At 62.7% G+C, this 25,030-nt stretch carries 23 protein-coding genes and 1 tRNA gene; 14 read left to right on the top strand and 10 right to left on the bottom strand.

Annotated elements, in window-relative coordinates; translation table 11 throughout:
• Positions 1-70 precede the first annotated feature (70 nt).
• Entirely contained in the window at positions 71-706 is a 636-nt protein-coding gene (gene lolA / locus G486_RS0105445; RefSeq protein WP_027014624.1) for an outer membrane lipoprotein chaperone LolA, read from the top strand.
• A gap of 127 nt (positions 707-833) precedes the next feature.
• Here lolA and greB read toward each other — a convergent pair whose 3' ends face one another.
• Positions 834-1,394 (bottom strand): transcription elongation factor GreB, encoded by a 561-nt coding sequence (gene greB / locus G486_RS0105440; RefSeq protein ID WP_027014623.1) that lies wholly within the window; start codon positions 1,392-1,394, stop codon positions 834-836.
• A gap of 144 nt (positions 1,395-1,538) precedes the next feature.
• A tRNA-Arg gene (locus tag G486_RS0105435) sits at positions 1,539-1,615 on the bottom strand.
• A gap of 104 nt (positions 1,616-1,719) precedes the next feature.
• Here G486_RS0105435 and G486_RS0105430 point away from each other — a divergent pair.
• Together G486_RS0105430 and G486_RS23935 are read left to right on the top strand one after the other, a co-directional pair.
• Positions 1,720-1,983: a hypothetical protein gene (locus G486_RS0105430; RefSeq protein WP_027014622.1), complete on the top strand. Its 264-nt coding sequence runs from the start codon at positions 1,720-1,722 to the stop codon at positions 1,981-1,983.
• Positions 1,984-2,376: 393 nt separating this feature from the next.
• Positions 2,377-2,814 (top strand): LysE family translocator, encoded by a 438-nt coding sequence (locus G486_RS23935; protein ID WP_156919902.1) that lies wholly within the window; start codon positions 2,377-2,379, stop codon positions 2,812-2,814.
• Positions 2,815-2,935: 121 nt separating this feature from the next.
• Here the strand turns inward: G486_RS23935 and G486_RS0105425 are convergent, their stop codons facing one another.
• The gene (locus G486_RS0105425) at positions 2,936-4,240 is read right to left on the bottom strand and encodes a replication-associated recombination protein A (protein ID WP_027014621.1); all 1,305 of its coding nucleotides are present in this window, start codon (positions 4,238-4,240) and stop codon (positions 2,936-2,938) included.
• 373 nt (positions 4,241-4,613) lie between these two features.
• On the opposite strand from G486_RS0105425, the gene brnQ reads away from it, so the two are divergent.
• Complete coding sequence (brnQ, locus tag G486_RS0105420) at positions 4,614-5,939, top strand: branched-chain amino acid transport system II carrier protein (protein WP_027014620.1); 1,326 nt, start codon at positions 4,614-4,616, stop codon at positions 5,937-5,939.
• 88 nt (positions 5,940-6,027) lie between these two features.
• Here brnQ and G486_RS0105415 read toward each other — a convergent pair whose 3' ends face one another.
• The 5 genes from G486_RS0105415 to G486_RS0105395 form a co-directional block, all read right to left on the bottom strand.
• A complete protein-coding gene (locus tag G486_RS0105415; protein ID WP_027014619.1) occupies positions 6,028-7,323 on the bottom strand; it encodes a lytic murein transglycosylase in 1,296 nt (431 codons plus the stop codon).
• A 138-nt stretch (positions 7,324-7,461) separates the two neighbouring features.
• A complete protein-coding gene (locus G486_RS0105410; RefSeq protein WP_027014618.1) occupies positions 7,462-9,726 on the bottom strand; it encodes a RelA/SpoT family protein in 2,265 nt (754 codons plus the stop codon).
• A 100-nt stretch (positions 9,727-9,826) separates the two neighbouring features.
• Entirely contained in the window at positions 9,827-10,030 is a 204-nt protein-coding gene (gene rpoZ / locus G486_RS0105405; protein WP_027014617.1) for a DNA-directed RNA polymerase subunit omega, read from the bottom strand.
• Between the two features lie 17 nt (positions 10,031-10,047).
• The gene (gene gmk / locus G486_RS0105400; protein WP_027014616.1) at positions 10,048-10,677 is read right to left on the bottom strand and encodes a guanylate kinase; all 630 of its coding nucleotides are present in this window, start codon (positions 10,675-10,677) and stop codon (positions 10,048-10,050) included.
• A gap of 23 nt (positions 10,678-10,700) precedes the next feature.
• The gene (locus G486_RS0105395; protein WP_027014615.1) at positions 10,701-11,594 is read right to left on the bottom strand and encodes a YicC/YloC family endoribonuclease; all 894 of its coding nucleotides are present in this window, start codon (positions 11,592-11,594) and stop codon (positions 10,701-10,703) included.
• Positions 11,595-11,683: 89 nt separating this feature from the next.
• Between G486_RS0105395 and G486_RS0105390 the strand changes: the two genes are divergently transcribed.
• The 4 genes from G486_RS0105390 to hemW all read left to right on the top strand — a co-directional run bounded on the left by G486_RS0105390 (position 11,684) and on the right by hemW (position 15,575).
• Positions 11,684-12,712, top strand: coding sequence for a serine/threonine protein kinase (locus tag G486_RS0105390; RefSeq protein ID WP_027014614.1), 1,029 nt, complete (start codon positions 11,684-11,686; stop codon positions 12,710-12,712).
• Positions 12,709-13,614: a PP2C family protein-serine/threonine phosphatase gene (locus tag G486_RS0105385; RefSeq protein WP_027014613.1), complete on the top strand. Its 906-nt coding sequence runs from the start codon at positions 12,709-12,711 to the stop codon at positions 13,612-13,614. Before G486_RS0105390 ends, G486_RS0105385 begins: the two co-directional genes overlap by 4 nt.
• 64 nt (positions 13,615-13,678) lie before the next feature.
• Complete coding sequence (gene rdgB, locus G486_RS0105380; RefSeq protein ID WP_027014612.1) at positions 13,679-14,278, top strand: RdgB/HAM1 family non-canonical purine NTP pyrophosphatase; 600 nt, start codon at positions 13,679-13,681, stop codon at positions 14,276-14,278.
• Between the two features lie 61 nt (positions 14,279-14,339).
• Entirely contained in the window at positions 14,340-15,575 is a 1,236-nt protein-coding gene (gene hemW, locus G486_RS0105375) for a radical SAM family heme chaperone HemW (RefSeq protein WP_027014611.1), read from the top strand.
• 371 nt (positions 15,576-15,946) lie between these two features.
• Here hemW and G486_RS0105370 read toward each other — a convergent pair whose 3' ends face one another.
• Together G486_RS0105370 and fahA are read right to left on the bottom strand one after the other, a co-directional pair.
• A complete protein-coding gene (locus G486_RS0105370) occupies positions 15,947-16,303 on the bottom strand; it encodes an I78 family peptidase inhibitor (protein ID WP_027014610.1) in 357 nt (118 codons plus the stop codon).
• A gap of 185 nt (positions 16,304-16,488) precedes the next feature.
• Positions 16,489-17,802: a fumarylacetoacetase gene (gene fahA, locus G486_RS0105365; RefSeq protein ID WP_027014609.1), complete on the bottom strand. Its 1,314-nt coding sequence runs from the start codon at positions 17,800-17,802 to the stop codon at positions 16,489-16,491.
• Between the two features lie 351 nt (positions 17,803-18,153).
• Between fahA and G486_RS0105360 the strand changes: the two genes are divergently transcribed.
• The 6 genes from G486_RS0105360 (at position 18,154) to G486_RS0105335 (ending at position 24,994) form a co-directional block, all read left to right on the top strand.
• Positions 18,154-20,337, top strand: coding sequence for a hypothetical protein (locus tag G486_RS0105360; protein WP_027014608.1), 2,184 nt, complete (start codon positions 18,154-18,156; stop codon positions 20,335-20,337).
• Positions 20,338-20,466: 129 nt separating this feature from the next.
• Positions 20,467-21,570, top strand: coding sequence for a 3-deoxy-7-phosphoheptulonate synthase (locus G486_RS0105355; protein ID WP_027014607.1), 1,104 nt, complete (start codon positions 20,467-20,469; stop codon positions 21,568-21,570).
• A 360-nt stretch (positions 21,571-21,930) separates the two neighbouring features.
• A complete protein-coding gene (locus G486_RS0105350; RefSeq protein WP_407059788.1) occupies positions 21,931-22,755 on the top strand; it encodes an ABC transporter substrate-binding protein in 825 nt (274 codons plus the stop codon).
• An 82-nt stretch (positions 22,756-22,837) separates the two neighbouring features.
• Positions 22,838-23,533: an amino acid ABC transporter permease gene (locus G486_RS0105345; protein WP_027014605.1), complete on the top strand. Its 696-nt coding sequence runs from the start codon at positions 22,838-22,840 to the stop codon at positions 23,531-23,533.
• A gap of 7 nt (positions 23,534-23,540) precedes the next feature.
• The gene (locus tag G486_RS0105340; protein ID WP_027014604.1) at positions 23,541-24,251 is read left to right on the top strand and encodes an amino acid ABC transporter permease; all 711 of its coding nucleotides are present in this window, start codon (positions 23,541-23,543) and stop codon (positions 24,249-24,251) included.
• Complete coding sequence (locus G486_RS0105335) at positions 24,248-24,994, top strand: amino acid ABC transporter ATP-binding protein (protein WP_027014603.1); 747 nt, start codon at positions 24,248-24,250, stop codon at positions 24,992-24,994. The genes G486_RS0105340 and G486_RS0105335 overlap by 4 nt, the downstream gene beginning before the upstream one ends.
• Positions 24,995-25,030 lie beyond the last annotated feature (36 nt).

Here is a 25,030-nt window from a genome sequence, read left to right as displayed (position 1 = left end):
GTGGAACAAGCGCCTTGGAACAGGCTCAATCAGGGGGCCACGGCCTTGGGCCCGTGTTGGAGAAACTGCTATGAAAAAAATCATTACTGCCATCGCCATCGTTGGCTTTGCTGGCCTGACCTGGGCCGACGGCCTGCAAAGCCTGGAGGCCTTCATGAAGAATGCCCAGGCCGGCCGTGCCGACTTCACCCAGGCCGTGACCTCGCCGGCCAAGGACGGGCAGGCGCCGCGGACCAAGAATTCCAGCGGGCATTTCGAGTTCCAGCGCCCGGGCAAGTTCAAGTTCGTCTACACCAAGCCGTTCGAGCAGACCATAGTCGCCGACGGCAAGACGCTATGGCTTTATGACGCTGATCTCAACCAGGTCACCGAGCGCAGTCAGGGCCAGGCCCTGGGCAGCACGCCTGCGGCGATACTGACGTCGGCCGCCGATCTCAAGGCCTTGCAAAGCAGCTTTGAGCTCAGCAACCAGGCCGACGAGGGCGGGCTGCAATGGGTCCAGGCCACGCCCAAGGACAGGAACGGCCAGCTCCAGAGCGTGCGCGTAGGCTTTGCGGCCGATGGCGGGCTGCAGGCGCTGGACATCATCGACAGCTTCGGCCAGCGTTCCTTGCTGCGCTTCGGGCAGTTGCAGATCCAGCCCTCGCTGCCCGCATCCACCTTTGTGTTCAAGGCGCCGGCCGGGGCGGATGTGCTCAAGCAATGACAAGCATCCCGGGAAATCAAAAATCGAGGTCGCAAGACCTCTTTTTTGATAGCTGTCAGCGCTGATCCAGTACCAAAATTTCATTGATTGACAAGAAGTTTGATAGCTGGCAAGCGCTGGCTGCTACTTATTTTGAAGGTTCTGGATAGCTGACCTCCAGCACCTCCAGCATGCGCACGCCGGCCGGGGTGGCCAGGGCCACCTCATCGCCCACGCGTGCCTTGAGCAGGGCGCGCGAGACGGGCGCAATCCAGCTGACCTGTGCCTGGGCGCTATCGGCCTCGTCTATGCCCATGATGGTGATGCGGCGCTCCACACCCTCGTCGTCCGCATAGCTCACGGTGGCGCCAAAGTAGATTTGCTCGCTGCCCGCGTGAATCGAGGGATCGACGACCTCGGCAATCTCCAGGCGCTTGGTCAGAAAGCGTATGCGCCTGTCGATCTCGCGCAGCCGCTTTTTGCCGTAGAGATAGTCGCCGTTTTCGGAGCGGTCGCCATTACTGGCCGCCCAGTGCACGGTCTCGACAATGCGCGGGCGCTCGTTGTCTATGAGCGCCAGCAATTCGTTCTTAAGCCGCGCAAAGCCCTGGGGCGTGATGTAGTTCTTGCCGCCCGTGGGCAGAGGGGGCAGGGCGCCGATGTCTTCGTCATCATCGCCATCCGATTCCTTGGTGAAAGCCTTGCTCATGAGCCGAATCTTCACACAGATTGAAAAATCAGGGCTGGCGCTCCAGGGCGACGTACTTCGGCTTAGAGCGTGTTTGCATCAGTCGTGAAACAGCACGCGCAAACGAAAAAACCCCGGATTGAAACAATCCGGGGTTTGTCGTTTTGGTGCGGCTGGCAGGAATCGAACCCACGACCCCTTGGTTCGTAGCCAAGTACTCTATCCAGCTGAGCTACAGCCGCCAAGCCTTGAAGTATAGCGTATTTTTTCAGGCTGACGCAAATTTCCCATGTTTTTTCATTCATCCGGCCTCGGTAGATGCGCTTGTGATGGAGCATCGGGCAGCTTGGCCTTGAGCCTTTTCCACGTCAATGGCAGGAGGCTGGTGCTGGTCGAAGGCCCTCATGACAGGCCGCGAGCGCAGCCCTGCTCCTTCATGAGCTTGGCCTGTACGGGCGCTGGCGGGCCGTTTGCCGGCGATCTGTTGGACGGCAAGCGCAAACGCATGCCATGGATGACGGTGGAGCTGGTCAAGTTGTATTTCAAATATAGGATCGTTATTAAAGCCCATGAAGTCGTATTTTTTACACACACAAAAGAGTATTTTTAATAATATTTTCTCTTGTTTCTTAAATAAGGATTTTGCAAGAAATTAGCTGACTGAACCAAAATGGCCTTGTTGCATAAAACAATTTTTCTTCATCGAAAGCATTTTTGAGACAGGGCATTGATTTATTTTAATGAGCAAGAATTTTTCTCAGGTACAGCTGCTAACGAAGGAGATTCATTTATATGGCAAAGCTTCTCCAGTGGAAATCCCATTTTGAGGGCACTGGTGAGGTTATGGATCGTGATGTATGGAAAATATGCCGGAAAATTTTTCTAATAACTTTTTGGCTATGACAGGATTTTCATTGGCAACCTCGGCCAGTCCCGGGCCGGTTAATATTGTCTCTGCTATGTGTGGAGCGAGATTTGGAGCAAATAGAACCATTCCCTATATATTGGGTGCAACACTGGGGTTGCTTCTATTTTAGTAATTGCAGGCTCCGGGTTGAGTCCGGCAATTACGTATTTCCCTTATGCTGAGCATGCCTTGGTCTTGCTCGGGTCCTTGTACATGCTGTACCTTGCATACAGCTTGGCTAGAGCTTCTTGGGAAAATGTGGGCGAATACAATGAAGCGTCCCCACCAGGCATAATTTCAGGGGTTGCTGCACAATATATGAATCCAAAGGCTTGGATTGTGGCGATATCGGCTTTTTCTATTTATGTGGCAACAGGTCACACCTATGGTATGACTTTGGAAATATTTTGTGGTGTATTTTTTGTTATATGCTTTCTCTCTCTTTGGGTGTGGAGTATTGCCGGGTCTTATTTTTCTGGAATGATTGTCGGGATAAGAATTTTCAATGTCTCAATGGCTATTTTTCTTGCCTAGTCGACAGTTGTATTTATTTTTTCAAACATTTCTACGGCCTGTAGTATTGAGGGTGAGGTGATTTTTCATTCAGGTCTTCCCTGAAATGGGTGGCATGCTTTATACGTATATTTTGTGAATATCATTTTTTCACAGCCTCTTCATCCCATTTTTTGAGCAGGGCGATTTTCTCTCCAATCTTGATTTCCAGGCCTCTGGGAACGGGCCGGTACCAGCCGGGCTCTTCCATATCTTCTGGCAAATAGGTTTCGCCTGCCGCGTAGGCATGGGGCTCGTCATGCGCATATCTGTATTCATGTCCATAGCCGAGCTCCTTCATGAGCTTGGTCGGCGCATTGCGCAAATGAACTGGTACTTCGCGGCTTTTGTCCTTTTTGACAAAGGCTTTGGCCTGGTTGTAAGCCATGTAACCCGCGTTGCTCTTGGGGGCTATGGCCAGATAGATCACGGCCTGGCCCAGGGCGAGTTCGCCTTCGGGGCTGCCCAGGCGCTCATAGGTCAGGGCGGCGTCGTTGGCGATCTGCATGGCGCGCGGGTCGGCTAGACCTATATCCTCCCAGGCCATGCGCACAATGCGGCGCGCGAGATAGCGTGCATCGGCGCCGCCGTCGAGCATGCGCGTAAGCCAGTAAAGCGCCGCATCGGGATGGGAGCCGCGTACCGATTTGTGCAGGGCCGAGATCTGGTCGTAAAAATTGTCGCCACCCTTGTCGAAGCGCCTGGAGTTCAGGGTCAGGGCGTTGTTCACGAACTCGGCATCGATTTTCTGTGTGCCCGCCGCGTGGGCCGCTGTCTGGCATTGCTCAAGCAGGTTGAGAAATCTGCGCGCATCGCCGTCCGCGTGGCCGATGATGGTGTCGCGCGCAAGCGTATCGAACTCCAGGCCCGATAGGGCTTTGTCCTGGGCTCGGGCCAGCAGCTGCTGCAGCTCTTCATCGCTGAGCGATTGGAGCACATAGACCTGGGCGCGCGACAGCAAGGCCGAGTTGACTTCAAAAGAAGGGTTCTCCGTGGTCGCGCCTATGAATGTGACCAGGCCGCTTTCCGCATAAGGAAGAAGCGCATCCTGCTGGGATTTGTTGAACCTGTGAATTTCGTCCACAAACAAAATGGTGTGGCGGCCCATGGCGAGATTTTGCTGGGCCTGCTCCATGGCCGCACGAATGTCCTTGACGCCGGAGAACACGGCCGACAAGGCGATGAAGTCGCAGTCAAAGGCTCCAGCCGTGAGCCTGGCCAAGGTGGTTTTGCCCACGCCGGGCGGGCCCCAGAAAATCATGGAGTGGGGCTTGCCCGACTGAAACGCGAGCCGCAGCGGCTTGCCTTCGCCCAGCAAATGGGACTGGCCTATGACTTCGTCCAGAGTCCTGGGCCGCAAGGCCTCGGCTAGCGGCGGAGTGGGCTCGAGCTTGAACAGATCAGACATGGCAGGCCTCCCGGGCCGGGTCTTGATGCCGACTTGCGTTGGCATCAGTCACGGTTTGAGTTACGGTTTCTTTGTGGATTGAGTTTGTTGCCATATACCAGTAGAACATCTCAGGCAAAATAGGTGTTTTGTCGGATCAGCAGTCGCCATGTACGAGGTCACCCCTCGCCATGCGAATCCCCTGACCCGCAGGCCGCTACAGGCTACAAGCTTAAACGGCTGCGGGTCCGCGTTTTTTCTGCGAGCCACTGTGACCCAGTGCGCAGCACGTCGCACTCCGCGTTCCTCTCTTGTCGCGTGCAAGTGGCTTCAGGCTTTTGGCCAGACCTGCTTTTGCCAGCAGCGCAGCGATAAGGCTTTCCAAGGTTTTCCTATGAGCTCTCTCAAGACGCGGGACATCGTCGCCCTCGGCTTTATGACGTTTGCGCTGTTTTTAGGCGCAGGCAATATTATTTTTCCTCCTGCGGTCGGTCTTTCTGCAGGCGAGAATTTCTGGAGCGCTTCCACCGGCTTTTTGCTCACGGGTGTTGGCCTGCCCCTGATCACCGTGGTCGCCATGGCGCGTGTGGGCGGTGGCATCAAGACCATTACCGCACCGATTGGTGCGACCGCAGGCATGGCTCTGGGCATTGTGGTCTATCTGACCATAGGCCCGGTTTTTGCCACACCGCGTACGGCCACGGTCTCGTTCGAGATGGGCGTGGCGCCGTTTGTGGGCAATACGCCTGGCGGGCTGTTTGTCTATTCCTTGCTGTATTTCGGCCTGGCCGGCGTGCTGTCCCTGTTTCCGGGCAAGCTGGTTGACAACCTGGGCAAGCTCATCACGCCGCCTCTCATACTGGCTTTGGGCGTTCTTGGCGGCGCGGCGTTCTTGCTGCCCGCAGAGGCGCTTTCCTCAAGTCTCGCGACCTATCAAAGTACGGGGCTGGCTTTTGGTCAGGGCTTTTCCCAGGGTTACCAGACCATGGATGCGCTGGCAGCCCTGGTGTTCGGCATTGTGATCATCGATGCCATCAAAAGCCGCGGCATTGACGATGGCCGGCTGCATACGCGCTACGCCATCATTGCGGGCGTGATGGCCGCCATAGGCCTGGGGCTGTTGTACATCTCCCTGCTTTATCTGGGCGCGCATAGCGGAGCTCAGGTGCAAGGGGCTTCTTCGGGCGTGCAGATTCTCACGGCCTTTGTGCAAGAGACTTTCGGCAGCTGGGGCATGGGCTTGCTGTCCGTGGTGATTTTGCTGGCTTGTCTGACCACGGGGGTCGGCTTGATCACGGCCAGCGCGAGCTTTTTCAGTCGCCTGCTGCCCCTGTCCTATCGCGCGCTGGTGGTGCTGCTCAGCCTGTTCAGCCTGGTGGTGTCGAATCAGGGGCTTGAACATCTGATACGCGTGGCCGAGCCGGTGCTGGTCACGATTTACCCGGTGGCCATGGTTCTGGTCGCGCTGAGTTTTTTGTCGCCTTGGATGCGCTCGGCCAGCCGCGTCTTCATTCCGACCATGCTCACGGCCCTGCTCTGCGGTTTGATCGATGGCATGCGCTTTCTCGACTGGAATAACGCCTTGACTCAAGCCCTGAGCCAGATGCCGGGGGCCGCCATGAGCCTGAGCTGGCTGTTGCCCGTGCTGCTGGTCTTCGTGCTGAGCGCGGCTCTGGATCGTCTGCTTTGGGCTCCCGCCAACGCCCCAAATGCTAGCTGAAATCATAGCTGGCAGCGCTTGCTGTTATTGATTTCTTCAAAGAAAAAGGCCTGAAATTCAGACCTGTCAAGCGGAAGCAGCTATCGTTTTAGTTAGCAGCTGAGGGCTCTGACTCCTGCAACCGCTTCAGCAGCTCGGTCGTGGGATAGCCGTCGGCCACCAGGCCCTGGCTTTGCTGGTAGCGCGTCAGTGCGGCGCGTGTGGCCGGGCCCAGCAGGCCGTCCACGCCGCCGGCTTCAAAACCCCGGGCATTCAAGGCGGCTTGCATGGTCCGCAGTTGCTCGCGCGACAGTGGCTGCAGCTCGCGCGGCCAGTCTGCGGCCAGGGCCGGGCCGCCACCCAGTTGCTGGGCCAGCAGGCCTACGGCCATGGCGTAATTGGTGGAGTTGTTGTAGCGCAAGATGGTGCGGAAGTTGGCGCCCACGAGCAAGGCCGGGCCGCGTGCGCCTGCGGGCAGAAAAATATTCGCCTGCTCCATATCCGCCAGAGGCTGGCCGCTGGCTGCGCTCACGCCCAGTTCTGCCCATTGGCGGCTGTGCTGGCGCAGGCCCTCGCTGCGGGCGTAGTCAAAGTCCCTGGGCAGTCGCACTTCCTGGGCCCAGGGCTCATTGCTCTTCCAGCCCGAGCGCTGCAGATAGTGGGCCGTGGAGGCGGCCACATCGGCCATGCTGCCCCAGATGTCGCGCCGGCCGTCGCCGTCCGCATCGACCGCATAGGCGAGAAACACCGAGGGCAGGAATTGGGTGTGGCCCATGGCGCCGGCCCAGGAGCCCAGCATGTGGGCCGGGTCGATGTCGCCGCTGTCCAGAATGCGCAGGGCTGCGAGCAGCTCCTTGCGCGCCCAGGCGGCGCGCCTGCCGTCAAAGGCCAGCGTGGCCAGGGCGTTGACCGTGGAGAAGCTGCCGAAGTTGCTGCCGTAATTGCTTTCCATGCCCCAGATGGCGGCGATCACGGTGGCGGGCACGCCATAGCGCTGGCTGGCTGCGTTCAGCGGCGCCGCGGCTTCGGCCAGCTTGGTGCGGCCCTGGCTGAGGCGCCGGCTGGAGACCGCGTTGTCCAGGTATTGCCAGGGTGTGCGCGTGAATTCGGGCTGGGCCTTGTCCAGCTGCAGCACCTGGGGCTCGATCCGGGCCTGCTCCAGAGCCTGGTGCACGGTGTCTGCCGAAATGCCGGCGGCCAGGGCCTGCTGGCCGAACTCGCGCTTCCAGGCTTCGAAGGCCTGGGCCCCGGGAGGCTCAGGCTGGGGTGCATGGGCGGCAGGGCTGATGGGGGCTGCGGGCTGCGCGGCAGGCTCGATCTCGGGCGGGCCGGCGGTGCAGCCGGCGAGCAAGGTGCCCAGAGTCAGGAGTGCGGCGAGAGGAAGCTGGCGACGGGCAGATGGCATGCAGGGCGTTTCGCTGTAAGAGCAGGGCGCCGCGACCGTAGCGGTCCGCGGGCAGTGGGGCTGTGAGGGCCGTGGTGTCGCATCACCAATCGGCTATCGGTCGGCACTGGGCCGCGACACCCGGTCGGCGGCGCGGCACTAGGAAAAGACTCTGGCCGCGCGCACCACGGGGTGGACGCGGCGCAGATTGCGCAGTGCGGTTTCGAGTTGCGTGGAGTCGTGCACGGCAATCACGAAGCGCAGGTCCGTGGTGCCCATGGCGGCTTCGTCGGTCATCTCCACACGCAGAATATCGACCTCGGCATTCGAGAGCTCGGTCGCCACGCGGGCCAGCACGCCCTTGCCGTTGTTCACGGTGACCACGATGCCGCCGTCGAACATGCGCGCGGGGTCTATGTCGTCGGCCCATTCCACGGTGATGAAGCGGTCTCGGTCCTTGTCCTGCAGGCGCGCAGCCTGCTTGCACTGGGCGTGGTGCACCGTGAGGCCTTCTCCGCCCAGGTAGCCGACGATGGCGTCCCCGGGAACGGGGCGGCAACAGGGCGCGTAGCGTATGGAGCCGCCGTCCGAGCCGTCGAGCAGCACGGCCCCCTGGTATGGGCGGCTGCTGGCGTTGAAGCGCTCGCGCGTGAGCAGCAGGGCATCGGGCTTGTGACCATGGCGCGTCATGAGCGCGGCCATGCGCGAGGCCACCAGTGTGGCAATGCGCCGGCCCATGCCGATGTCGGCCATGAGCTCGACGCGGCTGCGGCTGCCGGCCATGCGCAGCAGTTCGTCCCACAGCGCCTGGTTGGCCTCATCCGAGGCCGGTACGGCATCGATGCCCTCGGCACGCAAGGCCTGGGAGAGCAGGCTCTCGCCCAGGCGTGAGGATTCGGTCTGGGCCGCGGTCTTGAGATAGTGGCGGATCTTGGAGCGTGCGCGGCCGGTCTTCACAAAGCCCAGCCAGGCTGGATTCGGGGTGGCGTTCTCGGAGGTGACGATGTGCACCACATCGCCGCTCTTGAGCTCGGTGCGCAGCGGCACCTCTTCATTGTTGATGCGTGCGGCCGTGGTGTGGTTGCCGACCTTGCTGTGTATGGCATAGGCAAAGTCCACCACGGTGGCGCCGCGCGGCATGGCCATGATCTCGCTCTTGGGCGTGAACACATAGACGGCATCCGGGAACAGGTCGACCTTGACGTGGTCCCAGAACTCGGTGGCATCGCGAGTTTCGTTCTGGATGTCCAGCAGCGACTGCAGCCACTGCGTGCCCAGTTGCTCGGAGTCATGGCCGGGCTGGGCCTTGTAGAGCCAGTGGGCGGCAACGCCGGCCTCGGCGACGATGTGCATCTCCTCGGTGCGGATCTGAAACTCAATGCTCACGCCCGAGGGGCCGGCCAGGGTGGTGTGCAGCGACTGGTAGCCGTTGCTCTTGGCGATTGCAATATAGTCCTTGAAGCGCCCGGGCATGGGCTTGTACATCTGGTGCAGCACACCCAGGGCCGTGTAGCAATCGATGACGCGCGGCACGATGATGCGAAAGCCGTAGATGTCGGTGACCCGGGCAAAGCTTTGCTGGTTCTTCTCCATGCGCTGGTAGAGCGAGTACAGCGTGCTTTCGCGTCCCGCAAGGCGCACGGAAAGGCCAAGGCGCATGAATTCGGCATCGACCTCGTCCTGTACACGCTGCACGAGATCGCGCCGGCGTGTGCGAGAGCGTGCAATGGCTTTTTCCAGCGTCGCATAGCGCCAGGGATGCAGGTGGCGAAATGCGAGGTCCTGCAGTTCACGGTAGGTCTGGTTCAGGCCCAGGCGGTGGGCGATGGGCGCGTAGATCTCCAGTGTCTCGGAAGAGATGCGCCCCCACTTGCTGCGCGGCATGTCGCCCATGGTGCGCATGTTGTGGGTGCGGTCGGCAAGTTTGATGAGGATGACGCGCACGTCGCGTGCCATGGCCAGCAGCATCTTGCGGAACGACTCGGCCTGGTTTTCCTCGCGTGTATTGAACTGCAGCTTGTCGAGCTTGGTCAGGCCGTCGACGAGCTCGGCCACATCCTGGCCGAAGCGCTGGCTCAGGTCGGCCTTGGTGACGCCGCAGTCCTCCATGGCGTCGTGCAGCAGGGCGGCCATCAGGGCCGGGGCATCGAGCTTCCAGCTCGCGCAGAGCGCGGTGACGGCTATGGGGTGGGTGATGTAGGGTTCACCACTGCTGCGCCATTGATCTTGATGGGCAAAATCCGCATAGGCATAGGCCGAGCGCACCAGCTCTATGCCTGGTGCATCCAAGTACCCCAATTGCTCCAGCAGGCTCTCGAAGGCGCTACCCGAAACCTGGGCAGCCTGTGCGGGCGACATGCGGCTGGGCCGCGCCGATGAGGGGGTGCCGGAGGGGGCAGTCAACGAATTCAGGGCCGCTGTCATGGCTTAAATAGTAGCGCGCGAGGAAGGCCGCACGGCCGCCATTGAAAAAAGGCACCGCAGTGCGGTGCCTTTTTGTTCTGGGGTGTTGCTTTGCCGCGAATCAGCCCGGAACTTTCTTGAGCATTTCGACGCCGACCTTGCCTTCGGCAATTTCGCGCAGCGCCGTGACTCCGGCTTTGTTCTTGGTTTCAATCTTGGGCGTATGGCCTTGATTGAGCATGCGGGCGCGGTAGGTCGCGGCCAGCACGAGCTGGAAGCGGTTGGGAATTTGCTCCAGGCAGTCTTCAACTGTGATGCGTGCCATCGTATCTCCGGGGTACGTCAGAGGGATTCAGGAATATTGAGCGACTCGAAGGTCTCGGCGCGCAAGCACCGCTGGGCCGCATACTTGAGGCGCTGCGCGTGGATGATCGCCTTGAGATCAAAGAGCGCGCTCTCAAACAACTCGTTGATTATAACGAAGTCGAACTTTCCGACCTGGGCCATCTCCTCGGAGGCGTTCTTGAGCCGGAGCTCGATCACCTCGGGCGCATCCTCGCCGCGGTTTTCCAGGCGTGCGCGCAACTCATCCCAGCTGGGTGGGAGGATGAAGATCAGCACGGCATTGGGAAACGCCTGCTTGACCTGCAGTGCGCCCTGGTAATCGATCTCCAGCAGCACGTCGGTGCCGTTTTTGATGCGCTCCTCCAGCGCCTTCTTGGCCGTGCCGTAGCGTTTGCTGTGCACATTGGCCCATTCGACGAAGGCGTTGCTCGCGACCATGGCATCGAACTCCGCCTCGGAGACGAAGTAGTACTCGCGGCCGTGCTTTTCCTGGCCGCGCGGGGCGCGTGTGGTGTGGGAGACCGAGGGCGAGACACGCGCGTCGAATTCGCGCAGCGCCCGCACCAGGCTGGACTTTCCGGCCCCGCTGGGGGCCGAGACGACAAAAAGATTTCCGGGGTAATCCATGGGGTGGGCCTGAAGCTGTGGGCTTATTCGATGTTCTGCACCTGCTCGCGCATTTGCTCTATGAGCACCTTCATGTCCACGCTGATGCGTGTGAGCTCCAGCGTGGCCGACTTGGAGCCCAGGGTATTGGCTTCGCGGTGCAGTTCCTGGATCAAAAAGTCAAGGCGCTTGCCGATCTCGCCGCCCTTCTTGAGCAGGCTCTGGATCTCGTCCAGATGCGAGACCAGACGTGTGACTTCTTCGGCCACGTCAATGCGTATGGCAAAGGCCGTGGCTTCGGTGAGGGCGCGCTCCTGGGCTGTCTCGGGCGCGACGGAGCCTTCGCCCAGAGCCATGGCGTCCTTCCAGCGCTCCATGAAGCGCTGGCGCTGCTGCTCCACGAGCAGGGGCACCAGGGGCGTTGCCGTCTCGGCCAGGGTTCTGAGTTGGGCAATCCGGTCCTGCAGCATGTCTGCGAGGCGCTTGCCTTCGCGGCCACGGGCCTGGACCAGGTCCTTCAAGGCCTGTTCGGCGAGCCTGGGCAGGACTTCGCTCCAGTCGGCTGCAGGGCCCGAGCCGCTGCCGCAAAGGCGCACGGCATCGGCAACCGACAAGGGGGCTGCATCGGGCAGCCAGGAGCGCACATTGTCCTGCAGCAGCATCAGGCGCTGCAGCAGGTCGGTGGAGGGCTGGGGCAGGGCCTGGCCGCTTTCGAGATCGATGGCGGCGCGCACCTCGACCTTGCCGCGCTTGAGGCCGGCGGTCAAAAGCGAACGCAGAACCGGCTCGTGGGCGCGCAACTCGTCGGGTAGGCGCAGGGACAAATCCAGGAAGCGGCTGTTGACCGAACGGATCTCGAGGCCCAGGCGGCTGTTGGCGCCAGAGGCTGCGCCATCTGCTGCGGACGCACTGTGCTGGGCACTTGCGTATCCGGTCATGCTGTAAACTGGCATTGGACTTTCGATGGATGCTTGCAATTGCCCGATTATCCGGGTTTCGCCTCATCCCTGAGGTTTACCAGAAAAAAATGTCTTCCAAGATCAAGCCGGCACCGCTGTCAGGCGGCAGTTCGATCGGCGGCTACAAAGTGGTTAGCAAGATTGCCGCAGGTGGTTTTGGCATCGTTTATCTGGCCTTGGACGCTCAAGGCAAGCAGGTGGCGATCAAGGAATACCTGCCGGCCTCGCTTGCCACGCGTGCCCCCGGTGAGCTGCAGCCCAATGTGGCGCCCGAAAAACTATCGCTGTACCGCCTGGGCCTCAAGAGCTTTTTTGAGGAGGGGCGTTCGCTGGCCCAGATCTCCCATACCTCCGTGGTCAGCGTGCTCAATTTCTTTCGCGAGAACGAGACCGTCTACATGGTGATGAACTACCTGGAAGGGGCAACCCTGCAGGACTTCGTCGTCACGGCCCGCGATCTCAAGACCGAGAAGGTGTTCCGCGAATCCACGATACGCTCGCTGTTCGACGAGGTTCTGCGCGGCCTGCGCATCGTGCATCAGCACAAGATGCTGCACCTGGACATCAAGCCGGCCAACATCTTCATCACGAATGACGATCGCGCGGTGATGATCGACTTTGGCGCTGCGCGCGAAGTGCTTTCCAAGGAAGGAAACTTCATCCGTCCCATGTATACGCCAGGTTTTGCGGCGCCCGAGATGTACCGCCGCGATGCGGCCCTGGGGCCCTGGACCGACATCTATGCCATAGGGGCCTGCATCTATGCCTGCATGCAGGGCGTGCCGCCCAACGAGGCGCCCCAGCGTCAGGAAAAGGACCGGCTGGGCCTTGCGCTGGCCAAGCTGCGCGGCGTTTATTCGGACAACCTCATCGAGGTCGTCGAATGGTGCATGGCGCTGGACCCTCTGTCCCGCCCTCAGTCGGTGTTCGCCCTGCAAAAGGAGCTCAGCCGCGAAGGCGAGCGCCGCTACACCCGCCTGAGCGTGCCCGAGCGCATGCGCATGCAGCTCGATACCTTTGTGGCCGAGGCCAGGAAGGGCATGCAGAGAATCGGCGGCCCGGGCGCTGCGCCGCAGCGCGAAGGGCGCCAGCCATGAGGTTCTCGGTGTTTCAGCTCAGCCGCCGTGGCGGCCGCGCGATCAATGAAGACCGCATGGGCTACTGCTATACGCGTGAGGCCGCGCTGTTCGCGCTGGCCGATGGCATGGGCGGTCACCCCGAGGGCGAGACTGCGGCCGAGCTGGCTTTGCAGGTTCTGTCCATGCAGTTCCAGCGCCAGGCCAAGCCGGGGCTGGAGGATCCCGCCGACTTCCTCGTCGAGGCCTTGCTGCGCGCTCACAAGCAGATCCTGCGCTATGCGGCCGACAAGGGCATGGAAGATGCGCCGCGTACCACGCTGGTTGCAGCCGTGGTCCAGAATGGCCGCGCCTGGTGGATTCATTGCGGTGACTCGCGCCTGTACATGGCGCGCGATGGGGAGCTGGCAGCGCGCACGCGCGATCACTCCTATCTGGAGCTCGGGCAGATATCGGCCCAGCTGTCGACGGCCAACCGCAACGTGCTGTTCACCTGCCTGGGCTCTCCATCCAAGCCGATCTATGACAGCAGCGGCCCGTGGAAGCTGGAGCAGGGCGACAAGCTGTTCCTGTGCTCGGACGGCCTGTGGAGCAGCGTGGACGAACCCCGGCTGCTCCAGGAACTGCATGGCTGGCCCGTGTCCCAGGCGGTGCACAATCTCGTCGAAGCAGCGCTGCGCCGCGCAGGGTCGAGCAGCGACAACGTCACGGCGATTGCCATGGAGTGGGAAACGCCGAATGCGTTCGAGGCCACGCAAGGCATCTCCACCCAGGAGATCGGCGATGACGCTTTCGAGTCCTCGATACAGGCCGGCCCGCTGGAGAGCTGGGAGGACGATTTTGACGATGAGGCCATAGAGCGCTCCATTGCCGAGATCAACGAGGCCATACGCCGCTCGGCCGAACGTCAGACCAGGCGCTAGCGCTGGTCTGCTCTTGAAACAATAGCTGGATGTGCAGGCGCGACAAGCGCCTCGCGGTTTTTCAATGAAGATAGTTTTAGCCTCCAACAACCAGGGCAAGCTCGTCGAGCTGCAAGCCATGTTCGCCCCCCTGGGCGTGGAGCTCATACGCCAGGGTGATTTGTTCGAGGGCGAGGCGCCCGAGCCGCATTGCACCTTTGTCGAGAACGCCTTGTCCAAGGCGCGCTTTGCGGCCGAGCGCTCGGGCCTGCCCGCGATTGCCGATGATGCCGGCCTGTGCGTGGAGCATTTCGGCGGTCTGCCGGGCGTGGACACCGCCTACTACTGCACCCAGTTCGGCTACGACAAGAGCGACGACAACAATGTGCGCGCGATTCTCGAGCAGATGCAGGGCGTGGCCAGCCGCCGCGCGGCCATGGTCAGCACCCTGGTCGGCGTGCGCTCGCCCAAGGATCCCGAGCCCCTGATCGCCGTGGGCCGCGTGCAGGGCGAGATCGCCACCGAGAGGCGCGGCAGCCACGGCTTTGGCTTCGATCCCGTGATGTACATCCCGGAGCTGGGCCAGACCTTTGCCGAAATGGATACCGCACTCAAGCATGCCCACAGCCATCGCGGCCGGGCCACGCAAAAGATGCTGGAGCTGGTGCGCGAGCGCTGGATGTAGTCCCCTGAATCGCCTTCGGCGCCATCCTCCCCCGCCTGGAGGGGCGCCCTGAACGAGCAATATGATTCCCATCCACTCCGATCCGGCGGGCCTTGAGGCCGCCGTGCAGCGCGACATACAGCACTACATGCGGCCGGGCACGCTGCAGCTGGGCGGCCTGCCGCCGCTGTCGCTTTACGTGCACCTGCCCTGGTGCCTCAAGAAATGCCCGTACTGTGACTTCAACTCGCACGAGCAGCGCCAGGAGCTGCCCGAAGAGCGCTATGTGGACGCACTGATCGCCGATCTGGAAAGCGCTCTGCCGCTGATCTGGGGGCGTACCGTGATCAGCATCTTTCTGGGCGGCGGCACGCCCAGCCTGTTCTCGCCCCGGGCCATAGATCGGTTGATCGCCGCCATTCGTGCGCGCGTGCGGCTGGAGGGCGATTGCGAGATCACCATGGAGGCCAATCCCGGCACCTTCGAGAAAGACCGCTTTCGCGCGTTTCGCGCGGCCGGGGTCACGCGCCTGTCGGTGGGTGTGCAAAGCTTTGACGACCGCTTTCTGCAGGCCGTGGGGCGCGTGCACGACGGTGCCCAGGCGCGTGCGGCCCTGGCCGAGGCTGCCGAGTGCTTCGAGACCTTCAATCTCGACCTCATGTATGCGCTGCCAGGCCAGACCGAGCTTGACCTGGAGCGCGACCTGGATGCGGCGCTGTCGTTTGCGCCGCCGCATCTGTCGATCTACCACCTGAGCATCGAGCCCAATACCTACTTCGCCAAGTTTCCGCCTGCGGTGCCCGAGGATGATGCGGCCTATGCCATGCTGGACCGGATCACGGCGCGCACGGCCGCCGCCGGCTTGCAGCGCTATGAGGTCTCGGCCTTTGCGCGCGCGGGTCACCAGTCCCGGCACAACAGCAATTACTGGCAGTTTGGCGACTACCTGGGCATAGGCGCGGGCGCGCACGGCAAGCTCAGCTTTGCGCACCGCATCGTGCGCCAGGTGCGCCTGCGCGATCCTGCGCGCTACATGGACCAGGCCCTGGCCGGCATGCCGCTGGCCCGCGAGAGCGAGGTCAAACGCAGCGAGCTGCCATTTGAATTCATGCTCAATGCCTTGCGCCTGCGCAGCGGTTTTGCCCTCACGGACTTCATGGAGCGCACGGGCCTGCCGCTATCGGCGATCGCCAAGGGCCTGGAGCAGGCCCAGGCCAAGGGCTTGATCGAGCGCAGCGAAGGCGCAGGTCTGGGCTGGGTCAGGCCCACGGAGCGCGGCTTTGACTTTCTGAGCGACCTGCAGGAAATGTTTTTGTAGGGCGGCAAGCCCTGCATGGCAGGGCTTGCCCATGAGCAAGAGCATTTAAAACCGGCAGAGCCCGGCTCAGAGGCGCCGCAGGCGACTCAGGAGGGATGAGGCTTAGAGCGTGTTTACGATCTTCTCGCGGCGCGCCAGTGTCTTTGCGGGATGGGATACGAGGCGCGACACTGCAGCAATAGCCGTGCTATTGCGAGGATTCGCAACGCTGTAGACCGCCCGCAAAGCCACTGGCCCCAAGGGTTGGAGCGAAATCGGGCTATTTTCTAGCGCTAAAGCTTGCTTGCACCCCGGTGCAAGCTGCGGCCCATCGACTCGAACTCATCCCGATTGCGCTCCAATGCGCCTGCGCAGAGATCGTAAACACGCTCTTAGCCGCAGCGCACGGCCGTGATCTTGCCGGCGCCATCGACCACGAGGTTGAGCCGCTCCTGGTTGAACTCCTGGGTCACGGCCTGGCCTTCACGCAGCACGCGTGCCATATAGGCGCCGGCCTGCTTGCGCGCGGCCTCCAGCGTGCTGGCGGTATTGGTCTTGCCCACAAAGGACTGGGCCTGGGCTGCATTGCAGATCTGGACGGGCCGGGGGGCTGGCGTGGAGGCCGATCCCGCCGTGCTGCCGCCGCCCAGGCCGGGCAGACCTGCACAGCCGCTGAGCAGGCTGGCGCCCAGCAAGGTGGCGGCAGCGATGCCGCGGGTCGGGAAGAGGGGGGAGGTAGAGCAGGACATGCGCAATCTTTCCTGTGGTGATGCGGGAGCGCCCGCAGCCGGGCACTGCGGCCCATTGGAGCATGCATGGCGTGCGTGCGCTGCACAAAATTGTAAAAAGTGAGCTGCTAGCACTTGCTGTTACTCGATTTCAAATGCTTTTCTATCTGAAATTGTTTGCTGGCAAGTGGTAGTAGCTCCTTTATTCATGCTTGGTACGCGGGCAGCACCGTGGCCAGGCATTCGCCGAAGCCTATGCGTGCGGCGCCCGGCTTTTCGCAGTGGGCGCGCAGCACCACGGCATCGCCGTCCTGCAGGAAGGTGCGGGTTTCGCCGTTGGCCAGGGTCAGTGGCTTTTTGCCGCCTTCGGTGATCTCCAGCAGCGCACCGGCTTCGCCGGGCGTGGGGCCGGACAGCGTGCCCGTGCCCAGCAGGTCACCGGGCTGCAGGTCGCAGCCGTTGACCGTGTGATGGGTGATGAGCTGGGCCATGGTCCAGTAGGCATGGCGGTAGCTGGTGCGGGTGATGAGCTCGGGCGCCAGGCCGGCTGCACGCATGCCTTGGGTCTGCAGGCCCACGGCCAGGCGTATGTCCACCGCGCCGTGGGCGCTGTTGGCTGCCGAGCTCAGATAGGGCAGGGGCTGGGGGTCTTCGGGGGGGCGCGTAAAGGCCGTGCGATACGGGGCCAGGGCTTCGAGCGTGACGATCCAGGGCGAGATCGTGGTGGCGAAGTTCTTGGCCAGAAACGGCCCCAGGGGCTGGTATTCCCAGGCCTGTACGTCACGCGCCGACCAGTCGTTGAGCAGGCACAGGCCGAAGATATGGTCCTCGGCGTCTTGCATGCGTATCGGCTGGCCCCAGGGATTGCCAGGGCCTGCGTAGATGCCGAGCTCCAGCTCGTAGTCCAGGCGCGCGCAGGGCTGGAGTGCCGGATCGGCGCCGGGCGCGCGCAACTGGCCCTGGGGGCGGTGGAAATCCACGCCCGAGACGCGCAGGCTGGAGGCGCGGCCGTGGTAGCCGATCGGCACCCACTTGTAGTTCTCCATCAGCGGGTTGTCGGGGCGGAACAGCCGGCCCACGTTGGTGGCGTGATGCACCGAGGTGTAGAAGTCCGTGTAGTCGCCCACGCGCGCGGGCAGCCGGTACTCGGCCTGGTCCTGGGCGATCAGGCCGTCCTGCAGCAAGCGCTGCTCGGCCGCGCCTTCGCGCAGGGCACGCGACAAGGCCAGGCGCAGACCGCTCCAGGCGGCCGGGCCCATGGCCATGAAGGCGTTGAGCTCGCCCTGGCTTGCGGCCTGCAGTGCCGCCTGTTGTGCGCTGCCCAGGGCCTTCAGGTCTGCCGCATGGGCCAGGTCCAGAATCCTGTCGCCAATGGCCACGCCGCCGCGCCAGGGCTCCTGGCTGCCTGCGCGGCGAAATACCGCAAACGGCAGGTTCTGCAGCGGGAAGTCGCAGCCCGCGGCATTCGCTGAGGTCACCCAGCTCACGAGCGCGGGGTCATGGGTTTCGTTCAATTGCATTCAAGTCTCCTCATTGGGGGCAAGATGGTTCCGGCGGCCGCAAGGTCGCCGTCCATATCTTTCAGTGAGCACCACGTACCTGGGTCGCGGTCGCAAGGGCTTGCCCGATCTGCGTGCCCAGGCCACGAGCTCCTGCCTGGTGCAGAGGAGGCCGTGGCAGGCATGCTGGCGGAATATAAGCGATCCATTCATTGCTTTTATCTTGCATGCGGCGGCGGCACGGCCGAAGTTTGGCGGCGAATGCCGAAATCCTGGGTTTGTTGCTGCTGGCGGTGTGCATGACTTTTACACTCCCAGCTTTTTGTACTTCCTGATGGGCGCTGGCGCAGCAGGGTGAGAGGACTGGGAGTGATGCAACAAAAACATGTATGGCAGTTTTTCCGCGCTGGTGCCGTGGACCAGGCGGTTCTGAACACGGGGCAGGACATTGCCCATATACGCGAGCTGGACCAGAAGCTCTGGGTGGCCCTGGCCTGCCCGACGCGGGGCATAGAGTTTGACAGCGCGACGCTGGATCTGATCGACGAGGACAAGGACGGGCGCATTCGTCCGCCTGAGCTCATCGCGACCTGCGAATGGGCGGTGGCGCGCGTGGCCGACCCCCAGGTGCTGGCCGATGGCGGCGATGTGCTGAAGCTGTCGAGCATCAACCAGGCGCATGAAGAGGGCGTCTTGCTGCATGCCGAGGCCCGACGCGTGCTGGCCCTGGCCGGCGAGGCGGATGCCGACGCCATCAGCCTGGAGCAGATGAACCAGCGTCTGGAGTCCCTGGCTGCCATGCGCTTCAACGGCGATGGCATCGTCAGCGCGGCCACGGCCGGCGAAAACCTGGATCTGGCTGCGCTCATAGAGCGCATCGCGGCCGCCTATGGCAGTGTCGAGGGCGTGGATGCCGTGGCCGGCATCGGCCGCGAGCAGGCCCAGGCCTTTTTCGACGATCTGCGTGCCCAGCGCGACTGGCGCAGCCAGATCGTCGAAGGCGGATGCGGCTATGCCACGCGCGAGCAGGCGCTGGCCGCCGCCCAGGCCTTGCAGGCTGTGCAGGCCAAGGGCGATGACTTTTTCACGCGGGCCCGCCTTGTGGCCTTCGATGCCAAGGCCGAGCAGGCCTTGAATCCTTCCGTCGAAGGCTATGCGGCGCTGAGCCAGGGCCTGCTCGGCCATGATGCCGAGCCGATTGCCGCCCTGCCTCTGGCGCCCGTGGCCGAAGGCCGTGCTCTGCCCTTGCTGCATGGCGTGAACCCGGCCTGGGCCGCGGCCCTGGCAGCACTGCGCGAGCAGGCCGTGGCTCCGCTCTGGGGCGAGGAGGTGGTCGAGCTTGACGCCGCGCAATGGGAGCAGCTCAAGGCCCTGCTTGCACCATGCCAGCAATGGCTGGGTGCGCGCCCGGCCTCACCCCTGGGCGAGCTGGAGGTGGCGGAGATTGCGGCCCTGCTGGACAGCGGCCTGGAAGCCGCGCTCATGGACCTGCTGGACCAGGACGAGGGCGAGAGAGAGCATGGCCTGCTCTCGCAGGCGCTGACCAAGCTGATCCGCCTGCAGCGCGATCTGCTGCCCCTGCTCAACAACTTCATCTCCTTTCCCCACTTCTACCGGCGCGAGGGTGCGGCCTTCCAGGCCGGCACCCTGTTTCTCGACGGCCGAAGCTGCGATCTGACGGTGGAGGTGGCCGATGCCGGCGCCCATGCGGCGCTGGCGGGCCTGGCCAAAACCTATCTTGCCTATTGCGACTGCCGACGCGCGGGTGTGAGCCGCACCATCGTGGCGGCGTTCACCGCCGGTGATGTGGATTTTCTGTTCGTGGGCCGCAACGGCGTGTTCTATGACCGCCAGGGGCAGGACTGGGATGCGAGCATCGTCAAGCTCATAGAGAACCCGACCAGCATCGGCCAGGCCTTCTTCTCGCCCTACAAGAAATTCCTGCGCATGATCGAGGAGCAGGTGGCCAAGCGTGCAGCGGCCAAGGAGGAGGTGGTCAGCGCCAACCTTGGCGACAAGGCCGGCAAGCTCGCGAACACCCCGGCCCAGGCCGTGGCAGCCGAGCCGCGCAAGACCGATGTGGGCACGGTGGCGGCTCTGGGCGTGGCCCTGGGCTCGATCAGCGCGGTCCTGGTCGGCATCTTCGGCAAGTTCATCGAGCTCGGGCCCTGGATTCCCGTGGCCTTGCTGGGCATGATTGCCGCAATCTCCGGCCCGAGCATGATGATTGCCTGGCTCAAGCTGCGCCAGCGCAGCCTCGGGCCTATCCTGGATGCCAGCGGCTGGGCCATCAATGGTCGCATGAAGATCAATCTGCCCCTGGGCGAAAGCCTTTCCCAGAGGGCCAAGATACCGGCCGGCGCCAAGCGCAGCGCCAGCGATCCCTATGCACAAGGCCATGGGCTGCGCAACAGCCTGCTGGTGCTTGCGGCCCTGGCCCTGCTTGCAGCGTTGGCCTGGCGCATGCACTGGCTGGACGGCGTGATGGCGCAGGGCTGGCCGCCTCAGGCCGAGGAGGCCGCTGCCGAGGCTGCTGGCGAGCCTTCCGCGCCCTGATGCGCCCTGATGCGCGCAGCCCAGGGCCGGCAGGCTCTGGTGCATGCGCGCAGAAGATCCGCATGGAAAACGCACAGGCTTGTGATCTGGCTGAAATGATCGCGGTGGCCGTCGGGCGACAATAGCGCCATGACCACATCCAAAGCCCCCGCGCACAGACCGGCCCTGTCCACCCATGACACCACGCGCATCGACGACTTGCGCATCAAGGCCGTACGGCCCCTGATCACGCCCGCCTTGCTGCTGGAGTCGCTGCCCGCATCCGAGGCTGCCCAGCAACTCGTGGAGAGCAGCCGTGCGGCGATCTCGCGCGTGCTCCAGGGCCAGGACGACAGGCTGATCGTGGTCGTGGGCCCATGCTCGATACATGATCACGCCCAGGCCATGGACTATGCACGCCAGCTCAAGCAGCAGGCCGATGCGCTGGCGGGCGAGCTGCTCGTCGTGATGCGCGTGTATTTCGAGAAGCCGCGCACCACCGTGGGCTGGAAGGGCTATATCAACGACCCTCACCTGGACGGCAGCTTTGCGATCAACCAGGGCCTGGAGATGGCGCGGGCCCTGCTGCTCGATGTGCTCGACCTGGGCCTGCCCGTGGGCACGGAGTTCCTGGATCTGCTGTCGCCGCAGTTCATCAGCGATCTCGTGAGCTGGGGCGCCATCGGTGCGCGCACCACGGAAAGCCAGAGCCACCGGCAACTGGCCAGCGGCCTGTCCTGTCCTGTGGGCTTCAAGAACGGCACGGACGGCGGCGTCAAGGTCGCAGCCGATGCGATTCTTGCGGCCAGTGCGCCCCATGCCTTCATGGGCATGACCAAGATGGGCCAGTCGGCCATTTTCGAGACGCGCGGCAACCAAGACTGCCATGTGATTCTGCGCGGCGGCAAACAGCCCAATTACAGCGCTGCCGATGTGGATGCGGCCTGCGCACTGCTGGCTGCCAGCGGCCTGCGTGAGCAGGTGATGATCGATGTCTCGCATGCCAACAGCAGCAAGCAGCATGCGCGTCAGATCACGGTCTCCGGTGAAGTCGCGGCGCAGATCGCGGCCGGCGACAAGCGCATCACGGGGCTGATGATCGAAAGCCACCTGGAGGAAGGGCGCCAGGACATCGTCTGCGGGCAGGCGCTCAAGCCGGGCGTTTCGGTCACCGATGCCTGCATCAGCATGGTCCAGACGGTTCCCGTGCTCGAAGAGCTGGCAGCGGCCGTGAAAAAGAGACGAGCGCTCTGACGCATCACCCGGTCTGTGCAGGCCGGGAGGAAAGAATGCATGCTTTGATTTTTGTAGCTTGAAGCGCTTGATGCATAAGCGCTTCAGCCTGAATGGATGCTGATTCTGAACTGCGGCCCAGAAGCCAGGCAAGCGCTGTGCCTAAGCGTTTTTTCGCAGTGGGCGGCTCCCAATGCCTGCTTTCCATGGGTCTGATTTACATATGTAAAAAGAATATTAGTGCAGTATTTTTCAGCGCCATAGAATTTTGCCCCTGACCGGTCTGGCACTGGCCCAGGAGGCATGGTCGCCATCGGTGAACCGGCAGGGCCGGGCATGATGTGATGCCGAAAGATGAAAACCAATGAGGGAGAACAGGTGATGCAACGACGTTCGTGGATGATGGGGGTAGCGGGTCTGGCCTTGGTCTGCTCGGCCGTGCAGGCGGACCAGCTGGGCGATATCCAGAAAAAAGGCGAGCTGGTGGTCGGCGTGCTGGGCACGGACGAGCCCTTGAGCTTCATCGATGCCAAGACCCGCGAACTGGTGGGCTACGACGTGGACCTGGGCCGGGCCGTGGCGCAAAAGCTCGGGGTCAAGCCGGTGTTCAAGCAGATCACGCTGGCTGCGCGCATCCCCGAACTGCAGCAAGGCCATATCGACCTGCTGGCGGCTTCGCTCACGCACAACAAGGAGCGTGAAGCCCAGATCGACTTTTCCCTGACCACCTTCATCACCAGCCAGAAGGTGCTGGTCAAGGCCAGCAGTCCCATCAAGGACGTGCCCGAGCTTGCTGGCAAGCGCGTGGTCACGGCCAAGGGCAGCTCGATGGAGGTGAATATCCGCCGCGCCGTGCCTACGGCCAACGTCATTACCTTCGACACCTCGCCCCAGGCCTTTGTGGCCTTGCAGCAGGGCAAGGCCGTGGGCATCGTGAACGATGACGTGAGCCTGCTGCGCGCCCTGACCCAGCTCGGCGACCAGCGCAAGGAATACAGGCTGCTGCCCACCAAGCTCAGCATCGAGCCCATTGCCCTGGGCATCAAAAAGGGCGAGGCTGGCTTCAAGAAGGCCGTTGACGATACGCTGCGCGAGTTGGAAGCCAATGGCAAGGCCGAAGCCCTGTACGAGCGCTGGTTCGGTCAGCAAAGTGCGTTGAAGATGCCCAAGCGCGACTTCAAGATCGACAGCGACAAGATTGACTAAAGCTGTGCAGCCCCGGTGATCGACGCAAAGCGCTCCTCGGAGCGCTTTGTCGTGAAGGACGGCGGGGCGCAACTGGAAAGCCATGACGACATTTGATGTGCAAATGCTTCTCTCGGGCCAGTACCACGACATGCTGGTGGCTGGCTTCAAGATGTCGCTGCAGTATCTGTTTTTCGCGTTCTGGATTGCATTGCCCCTGGGACTGGTGATTGCCCTGTGCAGGCTGTCGCCATTCAGGTTCTTGCGCTGGCTGGGTGCAGGCTATGTGGAGGTGGTGCGCAGCATTCCGCTGTTGGCCCAGATGCTGTTCTGGTACTTTGGCGTGCCCGAACTGCTGCCCGAGAGCTGGAGGCAGGCCTTGTACGAGGGCCCGGTGGAGTCGATCTGCGCGGTGCTGGCCCTGGGTGTCTATACGGCCGCCTATATGGCCGAGGACATCCGCAGCGGCATACGCGCCGTGCCCGTGGTGCAGATGGAGGCCGCGCGTGCTCTGGGCCTCAATTACATGCGCACCATGCGCCTGGTGATACTGCCCCAGGCCCTGCGCATGACCGTGCCGCCGCTGATCTCGCAAACGCTGAACATGTGGAAGGGCACCTCGATTGCGACCGTGATCGGCGCGGCCGAGATGATGTATCAGGCAGGGCAGGTGGAGAGCGCGAGCTTTCGCAGCTTCGAGGCCTTTGCGTTTGCCAGTGCGGCCTATCTGAGCGTGTCGCTGTGCATTACCGCCGCCGCAAGCTGGTTCCAGCACCGCTATCCGGTGCGCACGATGTGAGGTGGCCATGCTGGAATTGATTCAAACCTATTGGATGTATTTTCTGGTGGGCCAGTATCCGAACGGGCCTCTTGGAGGGCTGGCCCTGACCCTGGTTCTGGCCTCGCTGGGCCTGCTGCTGTCCCTGCCCCTGGGCCTGGTGCTGGGCCTGATGCGTGTCTCGCCCTGGGCCTGGCTGCGTCTGCCGGTCACGGGCCTGATCTATGTGGTGCGCGGCACGCCGCTGCTTATGGTGGTGTTCTGGGCATACTTCTTTCTGCCCAGCGTCACGGGCCACAAGACGGACCAGTTCACCACCATGCTGATCGCGCTGGTGGTGTTCGATGCCGCCTATCTGGCCGAGATTGTGCGGGCCGGCATTCTGGGCCTGCCCAAGGGGCAGATGGAGTGCGCGCGCTCGCTGGGCCTGTCCTATCTCGCGGCCATGGCCACCGTGGTGCTGCCGCAGGCGCTGCGCAATTCGCTGCCTTCGCTCGTGAACCAGTTCATCTCCACGATCAAGGAAACCTCGCTGGGCTACATCATCGGGCTGGCCGAGGTCAGCTTCATCGCCACGCAGATCAACAGCCTGGTCTTTACCAAGCCCGCACAGGTGTTTGCAATCCTGGGCTTGACCTACTTCGTGTTGTGCTTCGGCCTGTCACGGCTTGCATATTGGATTGAGCGGCGCCTGGAGCGCCGCGGTTTGGGCAATCACCAGAAAAAGGTAACCGCATGATCGAACTGCGCAATGTGAACAAGTGGTATGGCGACTATCACGCCCTGGTGGATGTGAGCGAGACCATACCTTCGGGCGAGGTGGTCGTGGTCTGCGGGCCTTCGGGCTCGGGCAAGTCCACGCTGATCCGCACCATGAATCGTCTGGAGGAGATCCAGTCGGGCCAGATCCTGCTCAACGGGCGCGATGTACATGGGCGGGATCAGGATCTGAATGCGCTGCGCGCAGGCATTGGCTTTGTGTTCCAGCAGTTCAATCTGTTTCCGCATCTCACGGTGCTGGAGAACTGCACGCTGGCCGCGATCAAGCTGGGGAAGATGACGCCGGCCCAGGCCAGGGAGCGGGCCATGGCCCTGCTGGAGCGCGTGGGCCTGGCGCACAAGGCCGAGGCCATCCCCAGCCAGCTCTCGGGCGGGCAGCAGCAGCGCGTGGCGATTGCGCGAGCGCTGACGCTGCAGCCGCCGATCCTGCTGCTGGACGAGCCCACAAGCGCGCTCGACCCCGAGATGGTCGGCGAGGTCTTGCTGGTCATGCGCGATCTGGCCAGGGACGGCATGACCATGGTCTGCGTGACCCATGAAATGGGCTTTGCGCGCGAAGTGGCGGACCGCGTGATCTTCATGGACCAGGGCGCGGTGCTGGAGCGGGCCAAGCCCCAGGATTTCTTCACACGCCCCCAGCACCCGCGCACACAGAAGTTCCTGGCCGACATACGCTCGCCGTTCGAGACGAACACTCCCTGAGCCGGGCCGGCGCTAACGACTCCGGCCGGCGTGGCG

It is taken from the genome of Comamonas composti DSM 21721 (assembly GCF_000429845.1).
GTDB classification, from domain to species: domain Bacteria; phylum Pseudomonadota; class Gammaproteobacteria; order Burkholderiales; family Burkholderiaceae_C; genus Comamonas; species Comamonas composti.
The sequence above is the reverse complement of the archived record's forward strand: the minus strand, read 5'-3'. Positions and strand labels throughout refer to the sequence as shown.

What these genes read in the sequence shown, in the direction of transcription:
- lolA (WP_027014624.1), top strand. Translation starts at nt 71, where the DNA reads ATGAAAAAAATCATTACTGCCATCGCCATCGTTGGCTTTGCTGGCCTG.
- greB (WP_027014623.1), bottom strand. Translation starts at nt 1,394, where the DNA reads ATGAGCAAGGCTTTCACCAAGGAATCGGATGGCGATGATGACGAAGAC.
- G486_RS0105425 (WP_027014621.1), bottom strand. Translation starts at nt 4,240, where the DNA reads ATGTCTGATCTGTTCAAGCTCGAGCCCACTCCGCCGCTAGCCGAGGCC.
- brnQ (WP_027014620.1), top strand. Translation starts at nt 4,614, where the DNA reads ATGAGCTCTCTCAAGACGCGGGACATCGTCGCCCTCGGCTTTATGACG.
- G486_RS0105415 (WP_027014619.1), bottom strand. Translation starts at nt 7,323, where the DNA reads ATGCCATCTGCCCGTCGCCAGCTTCCTCTCGCCGCACTCCTGACTCTG.
- G486_RS0105410 (WP_027014618.1), bottom strand. Translation starts at nt 9,726, where the DNA reads ATGACAGCGGCCCTGAATTCGTTGACTGCCCCCTCCGGCACCCCCTCA.
- rpoZ (WP_027014617.1), bottom strand. Translation starts at nt 10,030, where the DNA reads ATGGCACGCATCACAGTTGAAGACTGCCTGGAGCAAATTCCCAACCGC.
- gmk (WP_027014616.1), bottom strand. Translation starts at nt 10,677, where the DNA reads ATGGATTACCCCGGAAATCTTTTTGTCGTCTCGGCCCCCAGCGGGGCC.
- G486_RS0105395 (WP_027014615.1), bottom strand. Translation starts at nt 11,594, where the DNA reads ATGACCGGATACGCAAGTGCCCAGCACAGTGCGTCCGCAGCAGATGGC.
- G486_RS0105390 (WP_027014614.1), top strand. Translation starts at nt 11,684, where the DNA reads ATGTCTTCCAAGATCAAGCCGGCACCGCTGTCAGGCGGCAGTTCGATC.
- G486_RS0105385 (WP_027014613.1), top strand. Translation starts at nt 12,709, where the DNA reads ATGAGGTTCTCGGTGTTTCAGCTCAGCCGCCGTGGCGGCCGCGCGATC.
- rdgB (WP_027014612.1), top strand. Translation starts at nt 13,679, where the DNA reads ATGAAGATAGTTTTAGCCTCCAACAACCAGGGCAAGCTCGTCGAGCTG.
- hemW (WP_027014611.1), top strand. Translation starts at nt 14,340, where the DNA reads ATGATTCCCATCCACTCCGATCCGGCGGGCCTTGAGGCCGCCGTGCAG.
- G486_RS0105370 (WP_027014610.1), bottom strand. Translation starts at nt 16,303, where the DNA reads ATGTCCTGCTCTACCTCCCCCCTCTTCCCGACCCGCGGCATCGCTGCC.
- fahA (WP_027014609.1), bottom strand. Translation starts at nt 17,802, where the DNA reads ATGCAATTGAACGAAACCCATGACCCCGCGCTCGTGAGCTGGGTGACC.
- G486_RS0105360 (WP_027014608.1), top strand. Translation starts at nt 18,154, where the DNA reads ATGCAACAAAAACATGTATGGCAGTTTTTCCGCGCTGGTGCCGTGGAC.
- G486_RS0105355 (WP_027014607.1), top strand. Translation starts at nt 20,467, where the DNA reads ATGACCACATCCAAAGCCCCCGCGCACAGACCGGCCCTGTCCACCCAT.
- G486_RS0105350 (WP_407059788.1), top strand. Translation starts at nt 21,931, where the DNA reads ATGCAACGACGTTCGTGGATGATGGGGGTAGCGGGTCTGGCCTTGGTC.
- G486_RS0105345 (WP_027014605.1), top strand. Translation starts at nt 22,838, where the DNA reads ATGACGACATTTGATGTGCAAATGCTTCTCTCGGGCCAGTACCACGAC.
- G486_RS0105340 (WP_027014604.1), top strand. Translation starts at nt 23,541, where the DNA reads ATGCTGGAATTGATTCAAACCTATTGGATGTATTTTCTGGTGGGCCAG.
- G486_RS0105335 (WP_027014603.1), top strand. Translation starts at nt 24,248, where the DNA reads ATGATCGAACTGCGCAATGTGAACAAGTGGTATGGCGACTATCACGCC.